Annotated in this window: 21 protein-coding genes; 13 read left to right on the forward strand and 8 right to left on the reverse strand. The window is 71.0% G+C overall.

Annotated features, from left to right (window positions below):
- The first annotated feature begins 149 nt into the window (after positions 1-149).
- Positions 150-566 carry an ArsR/SmtB family transcription factor gene (locus ACZ48Z_RS07120; RefSeq protein WP_468734777.1) on the forward strand — a complete coding sequence of 139 codons (417 nt, stop codon included), beginning with the start codon at positions 150-152 and terminating at the stop codon, positions 564-566.
- On the opposite strand, the gene ACZ48Z_RS07125 is transcribed toward ACZ48Z_RS07120, so the two are convergent.
- The 3 genes from ACZ48Z_RS07125 to ACZ48Z_RS07135 are packed head-to-tail and all read right to left on the reverse strand — an operon-like array spanning position 532 to position 3,280.
- On the reverse strand, positions 532-1,077 hold the full coding sequence (locus ACZ48Z_RS07125) for a hypothetical protein (protein ID WP_468734778.1): 546 nt from the start codon (positions 1,075-1,077) through the stop codon (positions 532-534). The two genes, ACZ48Z_RS07120 and ACZ48Z_RS07125, sit on opposite strands and share 35 nt — an antisense overlap.
- Positions 1,074-2,561: an ATP-binding protein gene (locus ACZ48Z_RS07130; RefSeq protein WP_468734779.1), complete on the reverse strand. Its 1,488-nt coding sequence runs from the start codon at positions 2,559-2,561 to the stop codon at positions 1,074-1,076. The genes ACZ48Z_RS07125 and ACZ48Z_RS07130 overlap by 4 nt, the downstream gene beginning before the upstream one ends.
- A 23-nt stretch (positions 2,562-2,584) precedes the next feature.
- On the reverse strand, positions 2,585-3,280 hold the full coding sequence (locus ACZ48Z_RS07135; protein ID WP_468734780.1) for a response regulator: 696 nt from the start codon (positions 3,278-3,280) through the stop codon (positions 2,585-2,587).
- Positions 3,281-3,378: 98 nt separating this feature from the next.
- Between ACZ48Z_RS07135 and ACZ48Z_RS07140 the strand changes: the two genes are divergently transcribed.
- Both ACZ48Z_RS07140 and ACZ48Z_RS07145 read left to right on the forward strand, forming a co-directional pair.
- The gene (locus tag ACZ48Z_RS07140) at positions 3,379-4,212 is read left to right on the forward strand and encodes a DUF3152 domain-containing protein (RefSeq protein ID WP_468734781.1); all 834 of its coding nucleotides are present in this window, start codon (positions 3,379-3,381) and stop codon (positions 4,210-4,212) included.
- Positions 4,213-4,278: 66 nt separating this feature from the next.
- Positions 4,279-7,665, forward strand: a complete 3,387-nt coding sequence (locus tag ACZ48Z_RS07145; protein WP_468734782.1) for a S8 family peptidase — start codon at positions 4,279-4,281, stop codon at positions 7,663-7,665.
- A 132-nt stretch (positions 7,666-7,797) separates the two neighbouring features.
- Here ACZ48Z_RS07145 and ACZ48Z_RS07150 read toward each other — a convergent pair whose 3' ends face one another.
- The gene (locus tag ACZ48Z_RS07150) at positions 7,798-8,220 is read right to left on the reverse strand and encodes a YjbQ family protein (RefSeq protein WP_468734783.1); all 423 of its coding nucleotides are present in this window, start codon (positions 8,218-8,220) and stop codon (positions 7,798-7,800) included.
- A gap of 122 nt (positions 8,221-8,342) precedes the next feature.
- Here ACZ48Z_RS07150 and ACZ48Z_RS07155 point away from each other — a divergent pair, with 122 nt between their 5' ends.
- The 6 genes from ACZ48Z_RS07155 to ACZ48Z_RS07180 all read left to right on the forward strand — a co-directional run bounded on the left by ACZ48Z_RS07155 (position 8,343) and on the right by ACZ48Z_RS07180 (position 13,626).
- On the forward strand, positions 8,343-8,426 hold the full coding sequence (locus ACZ48Z_RS07155; RefSeq protein ID WP_350495123.1) for a putative leader peptide: 84 nt from the start codon (positions 8,343-8,345) through the stop codon (positions 8,424-8,426).
- A gap of 145 nt (positions 8,427-8,571) precedes the next feature.
- A complete protein-coding gene (locus tag ACZ48Z_RS07160) occupies positions 8,572-9,450 on the forward strand; it encodes an ABC transporter permease (protein WP_468734784.1) in 879 nt (292 codons plus the stop codon).
- Positions 9,423-10,259, forward strand: a complete 837-nt coding sequence (locus tag ACZ48Z_RS07165) for an ABC transporter ATP-binding protein (protein WP_468734785.1) — start codon at positions 9,423-9,425, stop codon at positions 10,257-10,259. The genes ACZ48Z_RS07160 and ACZ48Z_RS07165 overlap by 28 nt, the downstream gene beginning before the upstream one ends.
- Before the next feature lie 69 nt (positions 10,260-10,328).
- A complete protein-coding gene (locus ACZ48Z_RS07170) occupies positions 10,329-11,351 on the forward strand; it encodes an ABC transporter substrate-binding protein (RefSeq protein WP_468734786.1) in 1,023 nt (340 codons plus the stop codon).
- A 4-nt stretch (positions 11,352-11,355) separates the two neighbouring features.
- A complete protein-coding gene (locus tag ACZ48Z_RS07175) occupies positions 11,356-12,498 on the forward strand; it encodes an LLM class flavin-dependent oxidoreductase (protein ID WP_468734787.1) in 1,143 nt (380 codons plus the stop codon).
- Positions 12,499-12,540: 42 nt separating this feature from the next.
- On the forward strand, positions 12,541-13,626 hold the full coding sequence (locus ACZ48Z_RS07180) for an NAD(P)-binding domain-containing protein (protein WP_468734788.1): 1,086 nt from the start codon (positions 12,541-12,543) through the stop codon (positions 13,624-13,626).
- Between the two features lie 12 nt (positions 13,627-13,638).
- On the opposite strand, the gene mltG is transcribed toward ACZ48Z_RS07180, so the two are convergent.
- The gene (mltG, locus tag ACZ48Z_RS07185) at positions 13,639-14,487 is read right to left on the reverse strand and encodes an endolytic transglycosylase MltG (protein WP_468734789.1); all 849 of its coding nucleotides are present in this window, start codon (positions 14,485-14,487) and stop codon (positions 13,639-13,641) included.
- A 62-nt stretch (positions 14,488-14,549) separates the two neighbouring features.
- Positions 14,550-16,469, reverse strand: coding sequence for an ABC transporter ATP-binding protein (locus ACZ48Z_RS07190; RefSeq protein WP_468734790.1), 1,920 nt, complete (start codon positions 16,467-16,469; stop codon positions 14,550-14,552).
- A gap of 94 nt (positions 16,470-16,563) precedes the next feature.
- Here ACZ48Z_RS07190 and ACZ48Z_RS07195 point away from each other — a divergent pair, with 94 nt between their 5' ends.
- Positions 16,564-17,001 (forward strand): MarR family winged helix-turn-helix transcriptional regulator, encoded by a 438-nt coding sequence (locus ACZ48Z_RS07195; RefSeq protein ID WP_468734791.1) that lies wholly within the window; start codon positions 16,564-16,566, stop codon positions 16,999-17,001.
- A gap of 146 nt (positions 17,002-17,147) precedes the next feature.
- On the opposite strand, the gene ACZ48Z_RS07200 is transcribed toward ACZ48Z_RS07195, so the two are convergent.
- Both ACZ48Z_RS07200 and ACZ48Z_RS07205 read right to left on the reverse strand, forming a co-directional pair.
- On the reverse strand, positions 17,148-18,533 hold the full coding sequence (locus ACZ48Z_RS07200) for a cation:dicarboxylate symporter family transporter (RefSeq protein WP_468734792.1): 1,386 nt from the start codon (positions 18,531-18,533) through the stop codon (positions 17,148-17,150).
- A gap of 815 nt (positions 18,534-19,348) precedes the next feature.
- Positions 19,349-20,125, reverse strand: coding sequence for a L,D-transpeptidase family protein (locus tag ACZ48Z_RS07205; RefSeq protein WP_468734793.1), 777 nt, complete (start codon positions 20,123-20,125; stop codon positions 19,349-19,351).
- 294 nt (positions 20,126-20,419) lie between these two features.
- On the opposite strand from ACZ48Z_RS07205, the gene ACZ48Z_RS07210 reads away from it, so the two are divergent.
- From ACZ48Z_RS07210 to ACZ48Z_RS07220, 3 genes are all read left to right on the forward strand, one after another.
- The gene (locus tag ACZ48Z_RS07210) at positions 20,420-22,210 is read left to right on the forward strand and encodes an ABC transporter transmembrane domain-containing protein (protein ID WP_468734794.1); all 1,791 of its coding nucleotides are present in this window, start codon (positions 20,420-20,422) and stop codon (positions 22,208-22,210) included.
- The gene (locus ACZ48Z_RS07215; RefSeq protein WP_468734795.1) at positions 22,207-23,988 is read left to right on the forward strand and encodes an ABC transporter ATP-binding protein; all 1,782 of its coding nucleotides are present in this window, start codon (positions 22,207-22,209) and stop codon (positions 23,986-23,988) included. The genes ACZ48Z_RS07210 and ACZ48Z_RS07215 overlap by 4 nt, the downstream gene beginning before the upstream one ends.
- A 497-nt stretch (positions 23,989-24,485) precedes the next feature.
- Entirely contained in the window at positions 24,486-24,956 is a 471-nt protein-coding gene (locus ACZ48Z_RS07220; protein WP_468734796.1) for a DUF5709 domain-containing protein, read from the forward strand.
- The last annotated feature ends 15 nt before the right edge of the window (positions 24,957-24,971 follow it).

Here is a 24,971-nt window from a genome sequence, read left to right on the forward strand (position 1 = left end):
CGCTCCCGGTCGGGACGCCGTGCGGCCGCCATGTGAAGACTTCTTCAAGTCGCCACATCCACATGAGTCCAATCCATGGCCGCCCGGCGTCCCCGGCCAGCAGGATCGGCACCGACGACCCCGTACCGTCCGGCAGGGAGCGAGCGAGCATGCACGTCCCCCTCTACCAGGCCAAGGCGGACTTCTTCCGCATGCTCGGCCACCCTGTGCGCATCCGCGTCCTGGAACTGCTCCAGCACGGGCCCGTGCCCGTCCGCGACCTGCTCGCCGACATCGACATCGAGCCCTCCAGCCTCTCCCAGCAGCTGGCCGTCCTACGGCGCTCCGGCATCGTCGTGTCCATCCGGGAAGGCTCCACGGTGAGTTACGCACTCGCCGGCGGCGACGTCGCCGAACTCCTGCGCGCCGCCCGCCGTATCCTCACCGAGCTCCTGGCCGGCCAGAACCAGCTCCTCACCCAGCTCCAACAGGCCGACACCGCCGTACCGTCGGCTCCCCCGCCTCCGCCCGGGCCCCCGGCGGGAGGCCTCCTCACAGATCGGGGCAGCCCTCGTCCGACCCCCTGACGCTGCGACCACCGCCGTAGACCACTTCGGCGGTGACCGGGGCGGCGGACGGACGGGTGAAGCGGTACGCGGCGGCGGCCGTGCAGATCACCTGCCGCACGGCGATGTCGCTCAACGGGCCAAGGCCCTGGGGCAGTCGGATCGACATCACGTCGCCCGTCACCGTCACCGTCGGGTCGTCCGGCGACGGCTGCCCGGAGGGTTCGGCGGTGGCGGGCGGGAGCGCCATGGAGGTCGGCAACGCCGGGATTTCGGTGGAGACGTCCTCGCCCGAACGGCCCTCCCCGGCCATCGGACCGGCCATCAGCAGCCGCAGCGCCGCCGCGGGGTCGCCGGGCAGTGCGGTCGTGCGCGGCATCGCGACGAGTCTGCCGTCGCTGACGAAGTAGACCTGCGTGATCGGCAGGGTTCCGCTCGCGGGACCGCCCGCCTCCACCACTCCGGTCGCGGGGATGCCGCAGGAGGTGAGCGCGAGGAGCGTCAGCGGCAGGACGCGGTGCAGGGTCTTCATGCCGGGTTCTCCTCGGGCGACTCGTCCCGCCACAGCGGAAGTTCCACGGTGAAGACGGCGCCGCCGTCGGGGTGGTTGGCCGCGCGGACGGTGCCGCCGTGGATTCGCACGTTCTCGGCGGTGATCGACAGGCCCAGGCCGCTGCCCTCGGAGCGGATCCTGGCGGTGTCCGACTTGTAGAACCGTTCGAAGACATGCGGCAGTACGTCGTGCGGGATGCCGGGACCGCTGTCCCTCACCTCGATGACGGCCACCCCGTCGGCCGCGCTCAGACGCACCCGTACCGGGCGGGCGCCGTGCTTCAGCGCGTTGCCGACCAGGTTGGCGACGATCACGTCGAGGCGACGCGGGTCGACCCGTCCGCGTACCGCGTGCGGGGGCGGCAGTTCGGTGCCCACCGTGTCCGTCCAGCCGCGGGAGGCGAGGGTGCGCCGGATCGACTCGGCGAGGTCGATCTCGTCGAGGTGCAGCACCGCCGCGCCCGCGTCGAAGCGGGAGATCTCCATCAGGTCGTCGACGAGCCGGGCGAGTTTCACGGTCTCCTCGCTGATCAGGCGGACCGCGGTGGCCGTGTCCGGGTCCAGCCGGGCCGCGTCCTCGTCGAGGACGTCGGTGACCGCGGACATGGCGGCGAGCGGGGTGCGCAGTTCGTGCGAGACGTCCGCGGCGAAGCGGCGGGCCCGGGCCTCCATCTCGCGCAGCTCCGCCACCGACGTCTCCAGGGCGGCGGCGGTCTCGTTGAACGTGTGGGACAGGTCGGCGAGTTCGTCGGAGCCGTTGACCGCGAGCCGGGTGTCAAGGCGCCCCTCGGCGATCCGGCGGGTGGCGTGCCGCAGCTTCCGCACCGGCACCAGTACGCCGCGGGCGGCGAGGAGGGCGAGCACCACGGCGAGCGCGAGGGCCGCCACCATGGCCCGTTCCACAGCGGTGACCAGAGCGTCGACGTAGGCCTGTTCGGTGGTCTGCGGGACGACCAGGAAGACCCGTACGCCGGTGGCGGTCCCGGCCGGGTCCGGCGCTCCGAACGTGATCGACATGCCGACGACGAGGGAGGTGCGGCCGCCCTCGCGCACCCGCTGGAAGACGGTCGCCTTGCTGGCGTCGACGGCCTCGCGCACGGCGGGCGTCACCTCCGTGAACGCGTCGCCGGGCACGGAGGAGCCACTGCGGTCCCCGTACGTCACCAGCACGCGCCAGCTTCCCTGGGCCTCGGTGTCCGCCACCTTCTCCGCGAACCGCCGGAGCGCCGACTCGTCCGGCGGATGGCCGAGTTCGGCCGCGTGCTGGTTGAGCTGGGCCCGCAGTTGCCGTATGACGGCGTCCTGGCTCTGCTGGAGCACTCCGGTGCGGGCCTCCCGGAAGGTCAGGGCACCGGTGGTGATGGCGGCGACGGCGGCGACGAGCCCGAAGGCCACCACCAGGCGGGCGCGCAGTCCGCGCAGCCGACGCTTCCGTACGGCGCCACCCAGCCGGGGCGTCTTCACGGCGCCATCCAGCCGACGCGTCCTCACGGCGCCGCGAAGCGGTAGCCGAAACCGCGCACGGTGTGGATGTAGCGAGGCGCGCGGGGCGGCTCGGACATCTTGGTGCGCAGTCGTTTGACGCAGGCGTCCACCAGGCGGGCGTCGCCGTGGTAGTCGTGTTCCCAGACCGCTTCCAGGAGTTGCTGGCGGCTGAACACCTGGCCCGGTGAGGCGGAGAGGGTGAGCAGCAGCCGTAACTCGGAGGGGGCGAGGGCGATCTGCTCGCCGTCGAGCGCGACGGTCAGGCCGGCCCGGTCGACGGCCAGGTCGCCGTAGGTGTCGATCTTCGGCAGTCCCTCGGTGCCGGATGTGCTCCCCGCCGACCGGCGCAGGACGGCGCGTATGCGCGCGTCGAGCACGCGGGCCAGTACGGGCTTGACGACGTAGTCGTCGGCGCCGGCCTCCAGACCGACAACGATGTCCACTTCGTCACCCCGTGCCGTCGCCATGATGATCGGCAGGGTCTGGTCGACGGCCCGGATGCCCCGGCACACGTCCAGGCCGGTCATGCCGGGGAGCATCAGATCGAGGATCACGATGTCCGGCCGGAAGGACCGCAGCCGGTCCATCCCCTCCTCGCCGGTCGCGGTGGCGGCGACGTCATGGCCCTGTCGGCGCAGGGCCAGGGCCACGCCCTCCCGGACGGCGGGGTCGTCTTCGATCAGCAGTACACGTGACATGCGCACAGTATCCACAGGGACATGACCACGACGAGCGTTATCGGTTCGTTACCTTCCGGGCCAGGTCCGATCACATGGCGATCACATCGTGAACGACCGTGACAGCGCACAAACAGAACTCCGCAGGCCGCCGTCGCCGCAAACACTCCCGGCGGAGCACGAAGCGGCAACTGACGGGTGGCCTGGCCGCGTTGGCGGTCTTCGCGGCCGTCGGTGGCGCGGTGGTGGCGTGGCTGCCGTCCGACACGGAACGACCGTCGGCGGCGCCCTCGACCGCCGCCGGCCCGGAGCCGCAGCGGACCACCGAGTCGCCGGAACCGTCCCCGTCCCCGTCCAGCGCTTCTCCCAGCCCTTCCACGACGCCCCTCCCCGAGAGCGGCCCCGGCACCTTCGTCACCGCGTCCGGCGGGAGCGCACGAGTCGGCAAGGGCACGCCCCTGCGCTACCGGGTCGAGGTGGAGAACGGCATCACGATCACGCCCGACGACGTCGCCGCACAGGTGGAGCGGACCCTGGCCGACCCGCGTGGCTGGACGGCCGACGGGCGCTCGGCGTTCCAGCGGGTGTCGAGCGGGCCCACCGACTTCGTGGTCCGCCTCGCCACCCCGGCGACCGTCGACAAGATCTGTGCCGAGGGCGGCCTCGACACCGGCGGCAAGGTCAACTGCAGCGTGAACCACAAGGTGATGGTCAACCTCAGACGCTGGGTGCTGGCGACCGAGTTCTACCCGAAGGACGTCACCGGGTACCGCGCCCTGATCATCAACCACGAGGTGGGCCACTTCCTCGGCCACGGGCATGTCACGTGCCCGGGCAAGGGGCAGCCCGCCCCGGCGATGATGCAGCAGATCAAGGGCCTGCTCGGCTGCGTCCCCAATGTCTGGCCGTACGACAGCGACGGCCGTCTCGTCACGGGGCCCTCCGTCCCGTGACGTCCCGATCCCGCCGTGGATCCCCCGTTGAATCACCCCTTGATTCACCGACGAACTGGAGTTCAGATGGAGTTACGCGTACGCCGCAGACACGCGTCCCTGGCCGCGGGAGTGGCTTCCGTGGCCCTGGTGCTGGCCGGACTGCCGGCCGGCGCGGGAGCCGTCGACGCGCGCACCGGGAAGACCGCCCGTACGGCCTCCGCGGTGCGGACGGTCACCCTGGTCACCGGTGACCGGGTCCGGGTGGACGGCACCGGGCAGGTCTCGGGGGTGGAGCGGGCGCAGGGCCGGCAGCGCGTGCCCTTCTCGATCAGGGTCGTCGCCGGGCACACCCGGGTCGTCCCCGGTGACGCCGAACTGCTGCTGGCCAAGGGCACGTTGGACCCGCGACTGTTCGACGTCACCCAGCTGGTCAAGGACGGCTACGACGACAAGGGCCGTTCCGACCTGCCGCTGATCGTCACGTTCCGCGGCAAGAAGGCCCCCTCGACGAGCCCGTTCACCGAGGCCGGTGCGCGGATGGGCCGTCAGCTGCCCGTCGTCAACGGCAGGGCCATGCGTTCCGCGAAGAAGCGCGGCACCGACTTCTGGAAAGCCGTCACCCACAACTCGGCCCAGGGGACAGCGCAGTTCACCGCCGCGGCCGGCGTGGAGAAGCTGTGGCTCGACGGCAGGCGTAAGGCCTCCCTCGACAAGAGCGTGCCGCAGATCGGCGCACCGACAGCCTGGGCCGCGGGATTCGACGGCACCGGCACCAAGGTCGCCGTACTGGACACCGGCATCGACACCAGCCACCCCGACCTGGCGGGCAAGGTGGTCGCGGAACAGGACTTCAGCGGCACCGGTTCCACCACCGACAAGTTCGGCCACGGCACGCACGTGGCGTCCACGGTGGCCGGCAGCGGCGCGAAGTCGGGCGGGAAGTACAAGGGGGTCGCGCCGGGCGCACAGCTCCTCAACGGCAAGGTCCTGGACGACAACGGCGGTGGCACGGACTCCGGGATCATCGCCGGCATGGAGTGGGCGGTGGCCCAGGGCGCGGACGTCGTCAGCCTGAGCCTGGGCGGCACCGACTTCCCCGGCATCGACCCGATGGAGGAGGCCGTCAACCGGCTCTCCGCCGAGTCGGACAGCCTGTTCGTCATCGCGGCCGGCAACGAGGGCGACCACGAACGGACCGTCGGCTCGCCCGGCAGCGCCGCGTCCGCGCTCACCGTCGGCGCGGTCGACAAGTCCGACGCGCTCGCCGACTTCTCCAGCCGCGGTCCGCGCGTCGGCGACAGCGGGGTCAAACCGGACCTGACCGCGCCCGGTGTCGCCATCACGGCCGCGGCAGCCGCGGGCAGTTCCCTGGAGGAGTGGTATCCCTCCGACGTCCCCGGATACCTCACGATCGACGGCACCTCGATGGCCACCCCGCATGTCGCGGGCGCCGCCGCGATCCTCGCGCAGCAGCACCCCGGCTGGAGCGGCGAGCGCCTGAAGGCGGTGCTCACCGGCTCGGCGAAGCCGGGCGCGTACAGCTCCTTCCAGCAGGGCACCGGACGTGTCGACGTGGTCCGGGCACTGGACCAGAGCGTCGTCACCGAGCAGGGGCCGGTCGACTTCGGCGTCCAGCAGTGGCCGCACGACGACGACAAAGCGGTGACCAAGCAGCTCACCTACCGCAACCTCGGCACCGAACCGGTCACCCTGGACCTGTCCGTCGACGCCTACGCGGTGGACGGAAAGCCCGGCGCCGAGGGCATGTTCGCCGTCTCCCCGCAGCGGGTCACCGTTCCGGCGGGCGGCGAGGCGAGCGCCGAGGTCACGGCTGACACCCGCGTCGGAAGCGCGGACGGCAGCTTCGGCGGCTCGGTGTCGGCCACCTCGGCCGACGGCAAGGTACAGGTGCGGTCCGCCGTCGGTGTGGAGCGCGAGGTCGAGTCGTACTCGCTGACGCTCAGGCACATCGACAAGGACGGCAAGGCGACCGGCGACGCCCTCACCTCCGTCGCGGACCTCTACGGCGACTTCTACGCCGAGTACGCCGACGACCAGGACGGCGAGCTGACGGTACGGCTGCCCAAGGCCGACTACCTCCTCACCGGGCTGATCCACCCCTCGCTGTCGTCCGCCGAACACGCGGTACTGATCCAGCCCAGGCTGCGGCTGGACAAGGACACGACGGTCGAGGTCGACGCGCGGCAGGCAAAGCCGATGGACATCACCGTGCCGGACCCGGCCACCGTGAACAACGACGCCGCGGTCGCGATCGGCTACGGGCGAGGTGAGGGACAGGACGACGGCTCCCTCCAGTTCCTGATGCCCACCTTCGAGGGCTCCCGGTTCGGGCGGCTCGGCCCGGACGAACCCGTGGACGGACTGAAGTCCCTGTACTCCGGCGACTGGGCCGGCCAGGACAAGGACGGCAAGCCGGTCACCTACCACCTGGGCTGGTACCGCGAGGGCAGCCTGGACGGCTTCACCGCGAAGGTCGCGCGGGGGCAACTGGCCAAGGTGAACCTCCAGGTGGGTGAGCCGGTCGACGGCCGGCGCGTCCAGGCCGAGGTGACCGCGCACCTGCCCGACGGCCGGCTGGTGACCGGATGGGCGGACATGCGGGGGGACCTGCCGTTCCGGAGCACCGAGTACATCCTCGACAACGGCGTGAAGTGGTCGCTGCGCACCTGGCAGGTCTCGGGAGAGGGCCGCGACTCGGTCGTCGAGGGCTTCCAGATGCGCATGCCGAGGACCTGGCAGGCAGGCCGCACCTACCAGGAGCGGTTCGCCGTGGGCGTCTTCGGACCGGTCATGAACCGGCCCGAGGACATCGGAGTCGCCAGGGGCTACCCCGGCGCGGGCCGCTCCGGGAACACCCTCAGGGCCTACCTGCCGCTGTTCGGCGACGGCTCAGGTCACTGGGGCATCAGCAATGCGGCCTCGGGAACGTCCAGGCTGGAGGCGAACGGCAAGGAGATCCCCGACGACTACGACACCCCGGTGACCGACGGTCTCACCGAATACACGCTCCCGGCTCAGGACACCGCGTACAAACTGACGGTGGACAACTCCCGCGATGCCGCCGTGTACGGGGTCAGCACCCGCGTCCACGTCGAGTGGACCTTCCACTCGGCCACGACACCCGAGGGTGACTTCGCCGCACTGCCGCTGTCGACGATCCGCTTCAGCCCCGACCTGACCCTCGCCGGCACGGCGAAGGCGGGCAAGCGCTTCGAGGTCCCGTTCACCGTCGAGGGCGCGACGGCGGGCCGGCACCCGGCGAAGCTCGCCTTCCAGGTGTCCTACGACGACGGTGTCACCTGGCAGCCGGCCAAGTCCGTCGGCGGCACCCACCTGTCCCTGAAGCACCCGGCGAAGGCGGGCTCCGTCTCCCTGCGCGCCGAACTGACCGACCGGGACGGCAACACCCTGACCCAGACGATCGAAAGGGCCTATCTGACGGCCCCGTGACACCCCGCACGCACCGCTGCCCGGGACGGCCTCGCCGCTGTCCCGGGCAGCGGTGCGTCGGCCACCGGCCCGGGAATCACGCCTGACGAGGCGACGGGCATGCCCCGGACCCGAGGTGGGCGCCCCGTTTCCTCAGCCGACGAACGACAGCCGGACCCGCCTGCTCGGATTGTCCCGGTTGGTGTCCACCAGGCACACCGACTGCCAAGTCCCCAGCTCCAGCTGTCCGTTCAGAACCGGCAGCGTCGCGTGCGGCGGGACGATCGCCGGGAGGACGTGGTCGCGGCCGTGGCCGGGGCTCCCGTGGCGGTGCTGCCAGCGGTCGTCGGCGGGGAGGAGCGTATGCAGCGCGGCCAGGAGGTCGTCGTCGCTGCCGGCGCCCGTCTCGATGATCGCGACGCCGGCCGTGGCGTGCGGGACGAAGATGTTGAGGAGGCCGTCGCGGCCGGCGGCGACCTCCCCCAGGAAGGCTTCGCAGTCGCCGGTGAGGTCGACGATCCGCTCCGTCGAACCGGAGGTGACATTCAGGACTCGGGTGGTGAAGGCGTCTGACATCCCCCCATCCTCACCCCTCCGCCCGTGTTCACTCCTCTCCCTCAGCTCAACCTGCGATACCGCGGGTCCACTCTGCGAGACACCATTGACCGTGGTCATGCCGACTGGCTACTTTCTGCCCCATGTTGCGTTCAGTTCTGCTCACCACGCGCGGTCACATCGACCTGCTGCGGGTGGCCTCCGCCGCGTGTCGCCGCGGCTGCTGACGCCTTCTCCCGCCCTCTTCGCGCCTGCGTTCCGCCCTCCCCGTACGTCCAGTCCGCGCTGATCTCCGATCTGTTCACGCGTGGCTGACGCGGCGGCGCCCGGCCGCCCCCTCTCATCGGCCGCTGTCCCCTCCGTGGAGCATCCATGAGCATCAGCCATGCCCCTCCCGGCTCTCTCGAACCCGATATTTCGCACATATCGGGTTCGAAAGCCGCTTCCGTCGACCTCGAACCCATCATCCCGACCTCCTCCCGCCGCACCCTCGTCCCCCGCTGGCTGCGCCGCACGACCGGACCTCTGCTCCTGCTCGCGCTCTGGCAACTCCTCAGCAGCACAGGCGTGTTGACCGCGAACGTCCTCGCCTCCCCGGGCCGCATCGCCCAGGTCGCGGGCGATCTGATCGCCGACGGCTCGCTGGCCTCGGCCATGACGACCTCGCTCCAGCGGGTCGCGGGCGGACTGCTCCTGGGCCTGCTCATAGGCACCGGACTCGCCCTCGTCTCGGGCCTGTTCCGGATCGGCGAGGACATCGTGGACGCTCCGGTGCAGATGCTGCGGACGGTGCCGTTCGTGGGTCTGATCCCGCTGTTCATCATCTGGTTCGGCATCGGCGAGGCTCCGAAGATCGCCATCATCACACTGGGCGTGACCTTCCCCCTCTACCTCAACGTGTACGCGGGCATCCGCGGCGTCGACGCCCAGCTGATCGAGGCCGGTGAGTCCCTCGGGCTCTCCCGCTGGGGACTCGTACGGCATGTCATCCTGCCGGGCGCGCTCCCCGGCGCCATGACCGGTCTGCGCTACTCCCTCGGCATCGCCTGGCTCGCGCTGGTCTTCGCCGAGCAGGTCAACGCGGACTCCGGGATCGGCTTCCTGATGGTGCAGGCGCGGGACTTCCTGCGCACCGACGTCATCGTGGTCTGCCTGATCGTCTACGCCTTCCTCGGCCTGCTCGCCGACTTCATCGTCCGCTCCCTCGAAAGGCTGCTGCTGCAATGGCGACCGACGTTCACGGGCCGGTGAGCCTCCAGGTGTCCGGGTCCCCCTCCGAGTCGCCCGAGGCGCCCGGGGCCGGGTCATCCACGGCAGCCCGGGGCTCCGAAGCGGCCGAGGCACCCCGGCCCGCGCACGCCGTGCGGGTCCAGGGGCTGACCCGCGCCTTCGACGGCCGCGCCGTCATCGACGACCTGCAACTGGACGTCCGTCCAGGTGAGTTCGTGGCCCTGCTCGGCCGCAGCGGCTGCGGCAAGTCCACGCTGTTGCGCATCCTCGCCGGGCTCGACCGGGAGATCGAGGGCACCGTCCTGGTCCCGCGCCGCAAGGCGGTCGCCTTCCAGGCGCCCCGGCTGATGCCGTGGAAGAAGGTGTGGCGCAACGTCCTGCTCGGGCTGCCCGGCAAACCCGCGCGCACCGTCGCCGACCAGGCCCTCGAGGAGGTCGGCCTGAGCCACCGCAGTGACGCCTGGCCCAAGACCCTCTCCGGCGGTGAGGCCCAACGTGCCTCGCTGGCAAGGGCGTTGGTGCGCGAGCCCGATCTCCTTCTGCTGGACGAGCCGTTCGGTGCGCTCGACGCGCTCACCCGCATCAAGGCCCAGCGTCTGGTGGGCGAGTTGTGGCAACGCCGCGGCTGCGCGGTGCTGCTCGTGACACACGACGTCGAGGAGGCCGTGCTGCTCGCCGACCGCGTTCTCGTGATGGACGAGGGCGTCATCGCGCACGAGCAGGAGATCGACCTCGCCCGGCCCCGCGACATCACCGATCCCCGGTTCGCGGAGATCCGGGGCCGGCTCCTGGAGCGCCTCGGCGTCGACACCGCCGCCGAAGCCGCCTGAACTCCCTGCCCCCAGAGCCGGGTTGCGGCTCACCCACCCACACTCCACGTTCCACAGAACGGATCTCCCATGCGACGCCGCCTCGCCCCCGCCGCACTGCTCCTCCCCTTCGCCCTCCTGCTCACCGCCTGCGGCGGGAACGCATCCGCCGGTACGGGCAGCGACACCGACGGCAAGGGCTCCCTCACGCTCAACGTCGGTGACCAGAAGGGTGGTTCGGAGGCCATCCTGCGTGCCGCCGGAGAGCTCAAGAACCTCGACTACAAGATCAAGTGGTCGACCTTCACCTCCGGTCCGCCGCTTCTGGAGGCCGTCAACGCCAAGGCCGTCGACATCGGCGGCGTCGGCAACACCCCGCCGGTGTTCGCGGCCGGCGCCGGTTCGAAGATCGCGGTGGTGGCCGCCTTCCACGGCACGTCCAAGGGCGACGCCATCCTCGTACCGAACGGGTCGAAGCTGACCGAGCCCGAGCAGCTCAAGGGCGCATCGATCGCCGTGGCGCAGGGTTCGTCGGCCAACTACCAGCTGGTCGCCTCCCTCAAGGCCGCCGGACTCACCCTGAGCGACGTCAAGGTCAAGTACCTCCAACCGGCGGACGCACTCGCCGCGTTCACCTCAGGCAAGGTCGACGCGTGGGCCGTGTGGGACCCGTACACCTCGCAGATCCTCCAGGCCAAGCAGGGCCGCGTGCTGACCACCGGCGAGGGCGTGACCAACGGTCTGACCTTCCAGGTCGCGGCGCCCGGAGCACTGAAGGACGCGAAGAAGGCCGCGGCCATCAAGGACTACCTGGACCGGCTGCGCCGGGCCACCGCCTGGGTCTACGACCATCAGGAGGAGTGGGCCAAGGTCTGGGCGAAGGAGACCGGGCTGCCGTACGAGGTGGCGCTCGCGTCGGTGAAGCGGACCAACGCGAGCCGGGTCTCGGTCGCGGTCGACAAGCCGCTGATCGCCTCCGAGCAGGAGATCGCGGACGCCTTCACCTCGTTGAAGCTCATCCCGAAGAAGGTCGACTTCGGGGCCTACGTGGACACCCGCTACAACGGCGACCTCCCGCCCTCCACCACGCCGGCCCGCACCGCGAAGGGCTGACGACATGACCGTACGACTCCACTGGTTCCTGCCCACGGGCGGCGACGGCCGCACCCTCGTGGACCGGCACGCCTACGGCTCCAACCACACCGGGCACGTCCCCGGCGTCCGCCCGCCGGACATCGAGTATCTCGTCCAGATAGCCAAGGCGGCCGAGCACTTGGGCTTCGAGGCGGTGCTCACCCCGACCGGCACCTGGTGCGAGGACGCCTGGCTGACCACGGTGGCCCTCGCCCAGCACACCGAACGGCTGAAGTTCCTGGTGGCCTTCCGGCCTGGCCTGATCTCGCCGACGCTCGCCGCGCAGATGGCGTCGACCTATCAACGTCTCACGCGTGGGCGGCTGTTGCTCAACGTCGTCACCGGCGGCGACTCCACCGAGCAGCGGCGCTTCGGGGACCGTCTCGACCACGATCAGCGGTACGCCCGCACGGACGAGTTCCTGTCGGTGGTCACAGGGGTGTGGCGGGGACAGCCGTACGACTTCGAGGGCGCCCACTACCAGGTCGAGGGCGGGCTGACCGCGCTGCCGCCCGACCCGCTGCCGCAGTTGTTCTTCGGCGGGTCCTCCCCGGCGGCCGGGCCGGTCGCGGCGCGGCACGCGGACGTGTATCTGACCTGGGGCGAACCGCCCGCGCAGGTGAAGGAGAAGATCGACTGGATCCGTTCGCTGGCCGAGCGGGAGGGCCGTGAGGTCCGCTTCGGGGTCCGGCTGCACACGATCTCGCGGGACTCCTCGGCGGAGGCCTGGGCGACCGCGAACCGGCTGCTCGACGACCTGGACGCCGACACGATCACGGCCGCGCAGAGTGCTCTCGGGCGCAGTGAGTCCGTGGGTCAGCAGCGGATGCTGGCCCTGCACGGGGGCTCCCGCGCCGAGTTGGAGATCCACCCGAACCTGTGGGCGGGCGTCGGTCTCGTCCGGGGTGGGGCGGGTACGGCTCTTGTCGGCAGCCACGCCGAGGTCGCGGACCTGGTCGAGGAGTACCACTCGCTCGGCGTCGAGCACTTCGTGCTCTCCGGATATCCGCATCTGGAGGAGGCGTACTGGTTCGGCGAGGGCGTGATTCCCGAGCTGGCCGCGCGCGGGCTGGTCGACCGGGGAGCACGGACCGGCGCGCCGATCCTGGTGGCGGGCGGACGCTGAGCGTCCGGGAAGATCCAGGCCCTCCCCACGGTTGGTAGAAAGGTGAACAACACGCGCGAGGTCGAGGTCGTCGTCACAGGCGCTGGTCAGGCGGGTCTGTCCAGCGCCTTTCACCTGCGCCGCACCGGTTTCGAGCCGGAGCGCGACTTCGTGGTGCTGGACCACTCCCCCGCCCCCGGCGGTGCCTGGCAGTTCCGGTGGCCGTCGCTGACGTACGGCAAGGTCCACGGCATGCACGCGCTGCCGGGGATGGAGCTCACGGACGCAGATCCGCAGCGGCCGTCCTCAGAGGTGATCGCCGAGTACTTCGCGGCGTACGAGCGGGCCTTCGACCTTCGGGTACGGCGGCCCGTCGACGTCCGTGCGGTGCGTTCGACGAGTGCGGGCACCGGCGGGCGGCTGCTCGTCGAGACCTCGGACGGCACCTGGTCGGCGCGGGCGCTGATCAACGCGACCGGCACCTGGGACCGCCCGTTCTGGCCGCGCTACGCGGGGCAGGAGACCTTCCGGGGACGGCAGTTGCACACCGCGCAGTACCCAGGGCCCGAGGCGTTCGCCGGGCTGCGGGTGGTCGTGGTGGGCGGGGGCGCCTCGGGCACCCAGCACCTCATGGAACTCGCCCCGTACGCGGCCGAGACCACCTGGGTGACCAGGCGTGAGCCCGTGTTCCGGGAGGGCCCCTTCACCGAGGACGTCGGCCGGGAGGCCGTGGCGCTGGTCGAGGAGCGGGTGCGGCAGGGGCTGCCGCCCAAGAGCGTGGTGTCGGTGACCGGGCTGCCGCTGAACGACGCGGTCCGGCAGGCGATCGCGGAGGGGGTCCTGGACCGGCAGCCCATGTTCGACCGCATCACGCCCGAGGGCGTGGAGTGGAACGACGGACGCCGAGTCGACGCCGACGTCATCCTGTGGGCGACCGGGTTCCGGCCCGCCGTCGATCATCTGGCCCCGCTGAAGCTGCGCGAGCCGGGCGGTGGGATCCGGGTCGAGGGCACCCGCGCGGTCGCCGATCCGCGGATCCACCTCGTCGGCTACGGCCCGTCGGCGAGCACCATCGGCGCCAACCGCGCGGGCCGTGCGGCCGTACGGGACATCAGGCGACTGCTGGCGGCGGAGCCCGTCGCGGCCTGACGCTCCGTCACATCACCCCGCTGTAGGCGACTTCTGCCGGTTCTTGTTGAACTCGGCCACGTTGCGCTGGTGTTCCGCGAAACTGCTGGTGAAGCGGGTGTCCCCCGGCTTCACCGTCACGAAGTACAGCCAGTCGCCCGGCGTCGGGTTGATCGCGGCCCGCATGGCGTCCTCGCCCGGGTTGTCGATCGGGGTCGGCGGCAGGCCCATGCGCTGGTACGAGTTGTAAGGGCTGTCGATCCGGACGTCCGCGGTGGTCGTCCGCAGCGTGGAGCGGTTCAGCGCGTAGTTGATGGTGGAGTCCATCTGCAACGGCATCCCGCGTTCCAGGCGGTTGAAGACGACCCGGGCCACCTTGCCCATGTCGGCCTTGTTCGCCGCCTCGGCCTGGACGATGCTCGCGATGGTGACGGCCTGGTAGACGTTCATCGCGTTGCGCTGGGCCCCGGCCGCGATCGGGGCTCCGTTGAACTTCTTGTTCGCGATGTCGACCATGAACGTGAGCAGCGCCTCGGGCGTCGTCTTCTTCCCGTTCCGCTCCAGCGGATACGTCGCCGGGAAGAGGTAGCCCTCCGGGTTGCCCTCGGCGTCGTTCGGCAGCTTGAGGTGCACCTTGGCCAGGGACTTCTTGGCGGTGCCCGGGGGCTGCGCGAGGGCCTTGTCCACAGCGTCGTAGATCTGCCCGGACCGCCAGCCCTCCGGGATGACCAGCGTGGTGGGCTTCTTCTCCCCCTCGCTCTCCAGGCTCAGCAACGGCACCGCCACGGCGGTGCCGGCCACGACGGCCCCGGTCGCGATGAGGACGAGTCGGCCCCGGCGCGTCAGTCGAATCGTGCTCGGTGGCGGAGTGTTCATGTGCATGCGGGCACGGTAACCCGCATATCGTCGCAAACCAGGCATATCTTCGGCTTGTCGGTTTCGGTTCAGCTGGTCGGTTCCAGCTGCGCCGCACGGCTGCCCGGTTCCGGCTGCGCCTCCCCGTGAGCGGGATCCCGTCGGGCGTCCCGGCGCACGAGCGCCGCGTACCGTCCGTCCTTCTCCAGCAGTTCCTCGTGCGTACCGCGCTCGGCCACCCGGCCCGAGTCGAGGACCACGATCTGGTCGGCGCTCCGGATCGTGGACAGGCGGTGCGCGATGGTGAGGGTGGTGCGGTTGGCCGAGAGCGCGTCGATGGCCTCCTGGACCGCGTGCTCCGTACGGGTGTCCAGGGCACTGGTCGCCTCGTCCAGGATGAGGACGGGCGGGTCCCGCAGGATGGTCCGGGCGATGGCCAGACGTTGCTTCTCGCCTCCGGAGAACCGGTGACCGCGCTCGCCCACGACGGTGTCGTAACCGTCGGGCAACGAAGCGATGTGGTCGTGGATCTGGGCCGCCCGCGCCGCCTGCTCGATCTCCTCGTCGGTCGCGTCCGGCTTGGCGAAGCGGAGGTTGTCGGCGACCGAGGCGTGGAAGAGGTACGTCTCCTGGGAGACGACCCCGATGCCGCGCGCGAGGGTGTCGAAGTCGAGGTCGCGGACGTCGACCCCGTCGAGGGTGACCCGGCCGCCCGTCACGTCGTAGAGCCGCGGGACGAGATAGCCGAGTGTGGACTTTCCCGCGCCGGTCGGGCCGACGACCGCGAGACTGCTGCCCGCGGGGACGTCGATGTCGATGCCGTCGAGGATGGGGCCCCGGTTGTCCTTGGCTTTGCCCTTGCCCTTGCCCTCGTCGGCGTGGGCGTCGGCGTCGGCGTCGGCGTCGGCGTCATAGCGGAACTCCACCTTCTCCAGGCGGACTTCGCCCTTGACGCGGTCGAGGTGGACCGGGTTCTCCCGCTCGGTGATGTCGACCGGCAGGTCGAGGTACTCGAAGATGCGCTGGAAGAGCGCGAGCGAGGTCTGGATCTGGACGCCGGTCGACAGCAGGCTCACGGCCGGGCGGAACAGGCCCTGCTGGAGCGAGACGAAGGCCACGATGGTGCCGATGGAGATGTCGGGACCGCCGGTCTGGAGGGCGATGCCCGCGGTCCAGTAGATGACGGCGGGCATCGCGGACATGACGATCCCGATGACGGCCATGCGCCAGCGGCCGGCCATGTTCGACCGCACTTCGAGGTCGACCAGGCCCTCGGACTCGTCGGCGAAGGACCGGGTGAGCGAGTCGGAACGGCCCATCGTGCGGCCCAGCAGGATGCCGCTGACGGAGAGCGACTCGGTGACGGTCGCGGCCATCGCGGCCATCTGCTTCTGGCGCTGAGTGACGATCTTCTTGCGTTCCTTGCCGACCCGGCGGCTGATCCACACGAACACCGGGAGCAGGAGCAGCGAGACGACGGTGAGGCGCCAGTCCAGGGCGATCATCGCGATGATCGTGGCGATCACGCTGGTCAGGTTGGAGACCAGGGAGGTCGCGGTCGAGGTGACGGTGGCCTGCATCCCGCCGATGTCGTTGGCGATGCGGGACTGCACCTCGCCGGTGCGGGTGCGGGTGAAGAAGGCGAGCGACATGCGCTGGAGGCGGCCGTACACCGCGGTGCGCAGGTCGTGCATGACGCGCTGGCCGACCGTCGTGGAGATCAGGGTCTGCAGGACGCCGAAGATCCCGGTGAGCACGGCACTGAGGACCATGCCCAGCGCGAGCAGGCTGAGCAGCCCGGTGCGGCCCTCGGGGATGGCCACGTCCAGCGTTTCCTTCAGCAGGAACGGGGTGGCCACGGTGACCAGGGACGAGGCGCCGACCAGCAGGCCGACGACGGCGAGCTTGGCGCGGTACGGCTTGAAGAGGCGGAGGATACGGCGCACCTGACGGGGTTGGTCGGTCGAGGTGCCGGGCGTGGGGGTCCAGTCGATGTGATCGCGGGGCATGGTCTCCTGCGGAAGGTGAGGTGATGAGGACTGACGGAGCCTAGCTCATTGTTACCTATGCTCACAATGAATTAAGTCCTGTTATTGTTCCCGCATGACCACGCCCGATTCCGACAGTCTGCTCGCCGAGCAGTTGCTCAGGCTCACGCGCCGGGTGCACCGCATCCAGAAGCGCCAGCTCCACGAGCGCGGACTCGGTGTGACGCCGGCCCAGTCCCGGCTGCTGCGCACCCTCGCGCACTGGGAGACACCGCCCCGTATGACCGATCTCGCGGAGCGCCTGGAGGTGGTCCCGCGTGCGGTGACCACCCTCGTCGACGGACTGGAGGCCGGCGGCAAGGTGCGCCGGGTACCCGATCCGGCCAACCGCCGGGAGATCCGCATCGAGCTGACCGAGGACGGCGTGAAAACCCTGCGGGGACTGCGGGACGTGCGCCGGGCCGCCGCCGAGGAGATCCTCACCCCGCTGTCGGACGAACAGCGAGCGGTGCTCGGCGGGTTGCTGGACACGTTGATGGACGGGCAGTGCTGAGAGGTCGGCACGCTGCACGGGACGGCGTTGCGCGATAGTCGCCCCATGTCGTGCGCGGGTGGGACAGGGGTGAAACAGGCCGCGGCCACCACTCCGTACGACGGGAGCGGTGGCCGCGGCCTGTTCGGGCAGGAGTGTCAGCGGGCCTAGGAGACCGGGTCCTTGGCCGACTGGACCGGCTGCTCGGCTTCCTCGGCCGACTGGGCCGGCTCGTCGACGGGATCGCCCTCCCCCGCGGGCACGCTCTCGCCGTCGAGCACCCTCTTCGCCTTCTCGATGTCCAACGCCCCTTCCCAGCGGGAGACCGCGAAGACGGCGACACAGTTGCCGAGCAGGTTCGTCACGACGCGCATCGAGTCCATGATGCGGTCCACACCGAGGAGCAGGGCGACAGCGCCGGCCGGGATCGCGCCGAGCGAGGAGGCGGTCGCGGACAGGGCGAGGAATGCCGAACCGGGGATGCCCGCCATGCCCTTGCTCGTCAGCATGAGCACCAGGACGACGGTGATCTGCTGGCTCAGGCTGAGGTCGACCCCCACGGCCTGGGCGATGAACAGGGTGCCGATGGAGAGGTAGAGCGAGGCGCCGTCGAGGTTGAAGGAGTAGCCGGTGGGCAGCACCAGACCCACGGCGTCCTCGCGGGCACCCGCCTTGCGCAGCTTCTGCATCACGCGCGGCATGACGGACTCGGTGGACGCGGTGCCGAGCGCGAGGAGCATCTCCTCGCGGATGTAGCGCAGGAACTTCCAGAGGCTGATCCCGGTGAGCGCCTTGAGCGCGACGGCGAGCAGCGTGATGAAGAGCGCGGCGGCCACGTAGCAGAGGATGATCAGCTTGGCGTAGGTCTCGATGACGCCGAGGCCGTACTGGCCGATCAGGACGGCCATGGCGCCGAAGACCGCGATGGGCGCGAGGCGCATCACGAAACCGACGATCGCGAAGATGATCTCCTGGGCCTGCTCAATGGCGGGCAGCACCCGCGGGACCTTGGTGTGGCCGAGGTGCAGCAGGGCGGCGCCGACCAGGCAGGCCAGGATGAGCACCTGGAGCAGGGAGTTCTCGGCGAAGGCGCCGATGAAACTGGTGGGCAGCGCGTTGACGATGAACTCGGTCGTCGAGGGCAGGTGTCCGCCGCCCGTCTTGGCGTCGACGGCCGCGGAGTTGAGCGTCGAGGGGTCGACGTGCATCCCCGAGCCGGGCTGGACGATGTTGGCGGCGAGGAGACCGATGAGCAGCGCCAGCGTGCTCGCGACCTCGAACCAGATCAGCGCCTTGAGCCCGATCCGGCCGAACGCCTTGAGGTCACCGGCCTTGGCGATGCCGACGACGACCACGCAGAACACGAGCGGCGAGATGATCGTCTTGATCAGCCGGGTGAAGCCGTCGCCGAGCGGCTGAAGGTCCGAGGCGAAGCCGGGCCACAGCTTTCCGACGAGGATGCCGAGCACCAGCGCGCAGGCGACCTGCGCGAAGAGAGAGGTACGCAGTATGCGTGCGACGCGTCGCGGCAGGGACGGGACGGACTGCGGCACGGGCACTCCTTGAGCGATGGGGACGCGCAGAAGCCGAAACGGAAGAATTAGAACTTCTGCGATACGGAAAGCGGTTTCCGTGGCGATCACTTTGCTGGCGCCGTTGATCTCGCACGAAACTGCGGTGTTTCGGCCAGGTAAATCCGCCCCTCGTGTGACCCATCGCACACGACTCGGAACGGAGTTCTCGCCGTCGGCCCGGCGGTTCGCGGAGATGTTCGCCGGCCGGAAGCGGACGGTGGCCGTCCGACGGTGGTGCGGGGTGGCGATGCGGCCCGTGAACCGGGCGTACGGGTACAGGAGTTGGCAGGTTCCACTTCCCCCCTGGGTAGGCCGAAGACCAAGACCTCGACGTGATGCGGGCGACCGGCGTTGAGGAGGTGGGGCAGCGGGGCCGGTGGCCGGCGTCAGGTCGTATTCGATCGGCTTGATGGCGAAGGCGCGGGGCCCTGGAACGACGGGAATGACAGACCGGCGGACCGGCGCGTTTCGTCCACGGCTCTCGATGCACGCCCCGACTTGTTCCAAGGGCCGTTGCCGGGCAGGCGGAAGTGCGCACTACGTTGCGTCGCCGGGGCGTGTCGGGCGTACGCCGGTCGAACTCCCGCCCCGTGACGTCGCCTTGGGGATCGTGGCACGATGATGTCCCAGCGGTCGGCGGTCTGCGGTCAACGGCCCGCAGTCAGCGGTCAGCGGCCGCGCCAAGAGGGTTGCCCGTCGGCACGGTCATCACAATCCGTATCCGTATCCGTCTCTTGCTGACCGTGTGCCAGGCCAGTTGGGCATCCGACGCGATGGCACCTCCCTCAGCGGCCCTACGCCCGCAGGTCTGCCCTGTCTCCCATCACCACCACAGGATGCTGGTCCGGGTCGAGCCGGCGGAGCAGATACGCCATCGCCGTCCTGGACACGCTGACGCAGGCCGACGTACCGCTGCCGTGGTCCATGTGCAGCCAGATCCCGCCGCCCTTGGCGTACCCCTCGGGCCGCGTCTGGTTGTTCGGCGGAGTGCCCTCGACACGGTTGTAGTCGATGGCGACGACGTAGTCGAAGTCGTGCCAGTAGGACTTGGGCCACCAGCGGGGAGCCGCCATCGCGGCGGACCTCGTGTACGGCAGCCTCGCGCCGGGGTCCGGGAGGACTCCGCCCGCGTCGCTGAGCGTGAACACGCCGACGGGGCTGCGCTTGTCGCCCTCGTGGTGGTCGGTGGTCCAGCCCTTCTTGCCGTTGTGCGCGGGCCAGTCGCGGACCCGGTTCCAGCCGGAGCCCCGCCGGGTGTAGAGCACGAGGGTGGCGTTCGGGGAGTTCCTGCTGTTGCCGTACACCGCGACGACCTGCCGGGAGCCGGCCGGGATGCGGCGCTGGAGGCGGTCGCCGACGTCAGGGATGCGGTCACTCACGCCGGGGGGACGGGAGGGTCGGTCCGCCGCGCCGCCCGCCGGCCCGTCCACGGCTTTGTCCGCTGCTCCGGTGCGTGTGCCACCGCCGACGGACTCCGGGCCCTGGCCGCCGCACCCGCCGAGGGGGGTCAGCAGCACTCCCAGGACCGTCGCCGTCACCATGGCACGCCGTGCGCCTGCGCCTCCTCGCATCGCACCATGGTCGCACCGCGGTCCGATGGGGGCAGACCCGGCAGACCCGGACATGGCACGTCCGGAGAAGGCCGGTCAGGGCAAGGCCTGCCCTACGGGCCTGTCGGACGAGAGCTGTCGGACGAGCCCTGCTGTCACGCGCAGGTTGATCCGGTAGCCCAGCCGGATCCGTGCGTCACAGCAGAAAACCGTTTGCCTCCGACCACGCTCTGCCGCGAACCTTTCACGGTTTGCAGCCGCCGTGTGCGGCTCCCTCCCACCCCCCTGACACGAGCCACTGGGACGTCACACGTCATGCAGATCCAAGACCTTCCGTATCCCGACCCGGGAGTGCCGGACGCCCGCTCGGGCCCCCGGTTCCTGTGGTGGCTCTTCCGGAACCAACTCGGCGGACAGTTCAAGTCGCTGGCCTGGGGACTGCTGCACTTCCTCTCCGTCTCCGCGCTGCCCTTCTGCGTCGGCGTGGCCGTCCAGGCGGTCGTCGACCACTCCGGCCGCAGACTGGCCCTCGCCGGCGGTCTGCTGGCGCTGTGCTGCCTCGGAAGCGCGCTCGGCGACACCTTCCTGCACCGCACCGCCGTCACCAACTGGATCACGGCCGCCGCGCGCGTCCAGCAACTCCTGGCCCACAGGGCCGCCAACCTGGGCTCGGCGCTCACACGGCGCGTCGCGGCCGGCGAGGTCGTCGCCGTCTCCACCGGTGACGTCGAGAAGATCGGCTGGTTCGTGGAGGCCTGGTCACGGTTCACGGCGGCGGCGGTCACCGTCGTCGTGGTCTGCGTCGGACTGGTCGTCTACCAGCCCACGCTCGGTGCCGTGGTCGCCGTGGGCCTGCCGGTCATGGCGCTCGCGGTGCTGCCGCTGCTGCCTCGGGCGACCAGACGCGCCGACGTCCAGCGGGAGAAGGCGGGCCGCGCCACCGAACTGGCCACCGACACCGTCGCCGGGTTGCGGGTGCTGCGCGGCATCGGCGGTGAGGAACTCTTCCTCGACCGCTACCGCAGCGCCTCCCAGGAGGTCCGGCACGCGGCCGTGCGCAGTGCCCGGATGTGGTCCCTGATCTCCGCGATCCAGGTGCTGCTGCCGGGGCTGCTGCTGATCGCGGTCGTCTGGTACGGCGTCCACCTGGCCCGCCAGGGCCGCGTCGAGGTCGGCGAACTGGTCGCCGTCTACAGCTCGGTGATGATCCTGACCTATCCGCTGCGGCACTTCGAGGAGATCGCCATGGCGTACTCCTTCTCCCGGCCCTCGGCCACCCGGGCCGCCCGGGTGCTGTCGCTGGAGCGGGCCACGTCCGCCGAAGGCTCACTGGACGCGGCGGACGTGCCGTCCGGGGACCTGTACGACCCGGCCACCGGTCTGCTCGCCCCCTCGGGCCGGCTCACCGCGGTGGTGTGCGGCGACCCGGACGCGGCGGGACTGCTGGCCGAACGGCTGGGCGGGCATCCCTCGGACGCCGGTACGTCGGTGCTGCTGGGCGGGGTCCCGCTGGACGACCTGCCGCTCGACTCGGCACGCACCGCCGTCCTCGTCCAGGACAAGGACCCGGTCCTGCTCTCCGGCAGCCTGCGGGAACTGCTCGACGTGCCCGCCTCGGGCGAAGTCGGCGCCGTGGCCGCGCTCGCCGCCGCGCAGTGCGCGGACGTGCTGGCCGCGCTGGTCCAGGGGTCCCTTGACGCCGAGGACCCGATGGACGCGCGCATCACCGAACGGGGACGGTCCCTGTCCGGCGGCCAGCGCCAGCGGCTCGCGCTGGCCCGGTCGCTGTTCACCGACCCCGAGGTGCTCGTCCTGGACGAGCCGACCTCCGCCGTCGACTCGCACACCGAGGCGCGGATCGCCGAAGGCGTACGGGACTTGCGAGCCGGGCGCACGACCGTGGTGTTCACCTCCTCGCCGCTGCTCCTGGACCGAGCCGACCGGGTCGTGCTCGTCCACGAGGGCGAGGTGGTGGCCGTCGGCGTACACCGCGAACTGGTGCACACGGAGCCCCGGTACCGGGCGGTCGTGACCCGCGAGACGGACGAAGAGGCCGCGCTCGACGACGTTCTGAACGAACTGGAAGAGATCGAGGAGACAGCATGATCGGCGTGGCGCCACCGGCGTACGACCCGGCGGCACCGACGACGGCGAACACCCTGCCCGTCGGAGCCACCGCGACCGTACGCGCGTACGTGGCCGAACTGTTCCACCGGCACCGACGTGCCTTCGTGCTCCTCGTCACCGTCAACACGGTCTCGGTCGTCGCCTCCATGGTCGGGCCATGGCTCCTCGGCGACCTCGTCGAGCGAGTGACGGACCAGGCGCGTGAGCTCCATCTGGAGCTGACGGCCGGCCTGTTCGTGGCCGCGTTGATCGTCCAGGCCGTGTTCGTACGGCAGGTGCGGCTGCGCGGTGCGATGCTCGGCGAGCAGATGCTGGCCGACCTGCGCGAGGACTTCCTCGTACGGTCCGTCGGCCTGCCGCCGGGCGTCCTGGAGCGGGCCGGGACCGGTGACCTGCTGTCCCGGATCACGACGGACATCGACCGGCTCGGAAACGCCATGCGCGAGGCCGTGCCGCAGCTCGCGATCGGCGTGGTGTGGGCGGCCCTGCTGCTCGGCGGACTCGTGATCACGGCACCGCCGCTCGCGGCCGCCGTACTGCTCGCCCTTCCCACGCTCGTTCTCGGCTGCCGCTGGTACTTCAAACGGGCGCCGTCCGCCTACCGCTCGGAGGCCGCCGGATACGCGGCTGTGGCCGCCGCACTCACGGAGACCGTGGACGCCGGACGGACCGTCGAGGCGCACCGGCTCGCCGCCCGTCGTATCGAGCTGTCGGAGCAGCGGATCAAGGAGTGGACCGCCTGGGAGCGCTACACACTGTGGCTGCGGTCGGTGTTGTTCCCGTGCATCAACGTCAGCCACGTCATGATCCTTTCGTCGGTGCTGATGGTCGGCGGGGTGTTCGTCCTCCAGGGCTGGATCGGGGTCGGCCAGCTGACGACGGGCGCCTTGATCGCCCAGATGCTCATCGACCCGGTCGGGCTCATCCTTCGCTGGTACGACGAGCTCCAGGTGGCCCAGGTGTCGCTGGCCCGGCTGGTCGGCGTCCGGGACATCGAGCCGGACACCGGGGACACGGGGCCGGCTCCCGAGGGCCGGAACGTGCACGCGGACCGGGTCCACTTCGGCTACCTGGAAGGCGTGGACGTCCTGCGCCAGGTGTCCCTGGAGGTGGCGCCCGGCACCCGGCTGGCGCTGGTCGGCCCCTCGGGTGCCGGCAAGTCCACGTTGGGCCGTCTCCTGGCCGGGATCTACGCGCCCCGGGACGGCCGGATCACCCTGGGCGGCGCCGAGCTGTCCCGGATGTCCGCCGAGCGGGTGCGTGAACACGTGGCCCTCGTCAACCAGGAGCACCACGTCTTCGTGGGCTCCCTGCGTGACAACCTCCTGCTCGCCCGGACCGACGCCACGGACGCCGAACTCTGGGCCGCGCTGGACGCGGTCGACGCGGACGGGTGGGCGCGGGCGCTCGACGACGGTCTCGACACCGAGGTCGGCTCGGGCGGGCTGACCGTCACCCCGGCCCAGGCCCAGCAGGTCGCGCTGGCCCGGCTGGTGCTCGCCGACCCGCACACCCTGGTCCTGGACGAGGCGACCTCTCTGCTGGACCCACGTGCGGCCCGCCATCTGGAACGGTCCCTGGCCCGTGTCCTCGAAGGCCGCACGGTGGTCGCGATCGCCCACCGGCTGCACACCGCCCACGACGCGGACGTCATCGCCGTCGTCGAGAACGGCCGCATCAGCGAGCTGGGCAGCCATGACGAGCTGGTCGTGGCGGACGGGGCGTACGCGGCGCTGTGGAGGTCGTGGCACGGCTGAGACCCGGCGCTGCCGGGTACCGTCCTGAACGACGGTGCCCGGGTCGTCCCGGCAGAGGGGAACAGCTGGGCGGCTCGGCGGCTCGGCGGCTCGGCGGCAAGGTGGGCGGGCCGCGGCTTCCCGCACCCTGTCGCCGGAACGCAGCAGCCCAGGCTCTGGCCGCACCCGCCATCCCGGCCCTCCGGCACCTCCCCACGCCGACCCTCCGGCACGCCGGCACCCCGGCGCTCCGGGCCGCGCCGGCACCCGCATCCGAGCACCCCGGCGCCGTCCGCGCCCGGGACTCGGCACCCATCCTTTGCCCGTTCCGCCGGCAGCGGTGGCCCCGTGCCGTTGCGCGGTGACGAAAGAGGGTGGAAGGCTGGACAGCAGCACCGGCTCAGGGAGCGCCCGCGGACAGCACGGTTCGCCGACGGGTGCGGCAAGTGTCCCGGGAGTCCGTGGCCCGCCCCGGGCCGCGCGAGGACCGGGTCCGTCCCCATCACCTGGAGGTACCCGTGGAAAGCTCCGACGGATGGGGAGACGACGTCTACCAGCCCGACGGATCCGAGATCCAGGACGACGCGGGTCTACTCGACGCGGAGGACACCCTGGAGGACGACGGAGTCGGCGACCCCCTCGACCGCGGCTGGTCCCCACCCGACCGACCGTGGGCGGTGGAGCACAGCGGTGTCACGGCCGCGGAGCGTCGGCGGGGTGAGACGCTCGACCAGCGGCTCGCCGAGGAAGTGCCCGATCTCGTCGCCCCTGATGACGACGGTCTCGGCGACTCCGACGGCACCGACGGCGAGCTCCTGGACAACGAGGTCGGCGCGATGCGCTCCGGTCGTCTCGTGGCCCCCGACGAAGGGGCGCACGAGGACGAGGAGAGCGCGCTGATCGCCACGGACGTGGGCATCGACGGTGCCGCGGCGTCCGCCGAGGAGGCCGCGATGCACATCGTCGACGAGGAGTCTCTGTCCGGCTGACCGACCCGTTGCCTG

This window comes from Streptomyces sp. NPDC031225, assembly GCF_055570355.1.

Bases quoted from the DNA above. Each gene is read 5' to 3' on its own strand.
- ACZ48Z_RS07145 (WP_468734782.1), top strand. From the start codon at position 4,279: ATGGAGTTACGCGTACGCCGCAGACACGCGTCCCTGGCCGCGGGAGTG.
- ACZ48Z_RS07165 (WP_468734785.1), top strand. From the start codon at position 9,423: ATGGCGACCGACGTTCACGGGCCGGTGAGCCTCCAGGTGTCCGGGTCC.
- mltG (WP_468734789.1), bottom strand. From the start codon at position 14,487: ATGCACATGAACACTCCGCCACCGAGCACGATTCGACTGACGCGCCGG.
- ACZ48Z_RS07195 (WP_468734791.1), top strand. From the start codon at position 16,564: ATGACCACGCCCGATTCCGACAGTCTGCTCGCCGAGCAGTTGCTCAGG.
- ACZ48Z_RS07205 (WP_468734793.1), bottom strand. From the start codon at position 20,125: ATGCGAGGAGGCGCAGGCGCACGGCGTGCCATGGTGACGGCGACGGTC.
- ACZ48Z_RS07175 (WP_468734787.1), top strand. From the start codon at position 11,356: ATGACCGTACGACTCCACTGGTTCCTGCCCACGGGCGGCGACGGCCGC.
- ACZ48Z_RS07125 (WP_468734778.1), bottom strand. From the start codon at position 1,077: ATGAAGACCCTGCACCGCGTCCTGCCGCTGACGCTCCTCGCGCTCACC.
- ACZ48Z_RS07190 (WP_468734790.1), bottom strand. From the start codon at position 16,469: ATGCCCCGCGATCACATCGACTGGACCCCCACGCCCGGCACCTCGACC.
- ACZ48Z_RS07155 (WP_350495123.1), top strand. From the start codon at position 8,343: ATGTTGCGTTCAGTTCTGCTCACCACGCGCGGTCACATCGACCTGCTG.
- ACZ48Z_RS07160 (WP_468734784.1), top strand. From the start codon at position 8,572: ATGAGCATCAGCCATGCCCCTCCCGGCTCTCTCGAACCCGATATTTCG.
- ACZ48Z_RS07135 (WP_468734780.1), bottom strand. From the start codon at position 3,280: ATGTCACGTGTACTGCTGATCGAAGACGACCCCGCCGTCCGGGAGGGC.
- ACZ48Z_RS07150 (WP_468734783.1), bottom strand. From the start codon at position 8,220: ATGTCAGACGCCTTCACCACCCGAGTCCTGAATGTCACCTCCGGTTCG.
- ACZ48Z_RS07210 (WP_468734794.1), top strand. From the start codon at position 20,420: ATGCAGATCCAAGACCTTCCGTATCCCGACCCGGGAGTGCCGGACGCC.
- ACZ48Z_RS07120 (WP_468734777.1), top strand. From the start codon at position 150: ATGCACGTCCCCCTCTACCAGGCCAAGGCGGACTTCTTCCGCATGCTC.
- ACZ48Z_RS07170 (WP_468734786.1), top strand. From the start codon at position 10,329: ATGCGACGCCGCCTCGCCCCCGCCGCACTGCTCCTCCCCTTCGCCCTC.
- ACZ48Z_RS07215 (WP_468734795.1), top strand. From the start codon at position 22,207: ATGATCGGCGTGGCGCCACCGGCGTACGACCCGGCGGCACCGACGACG.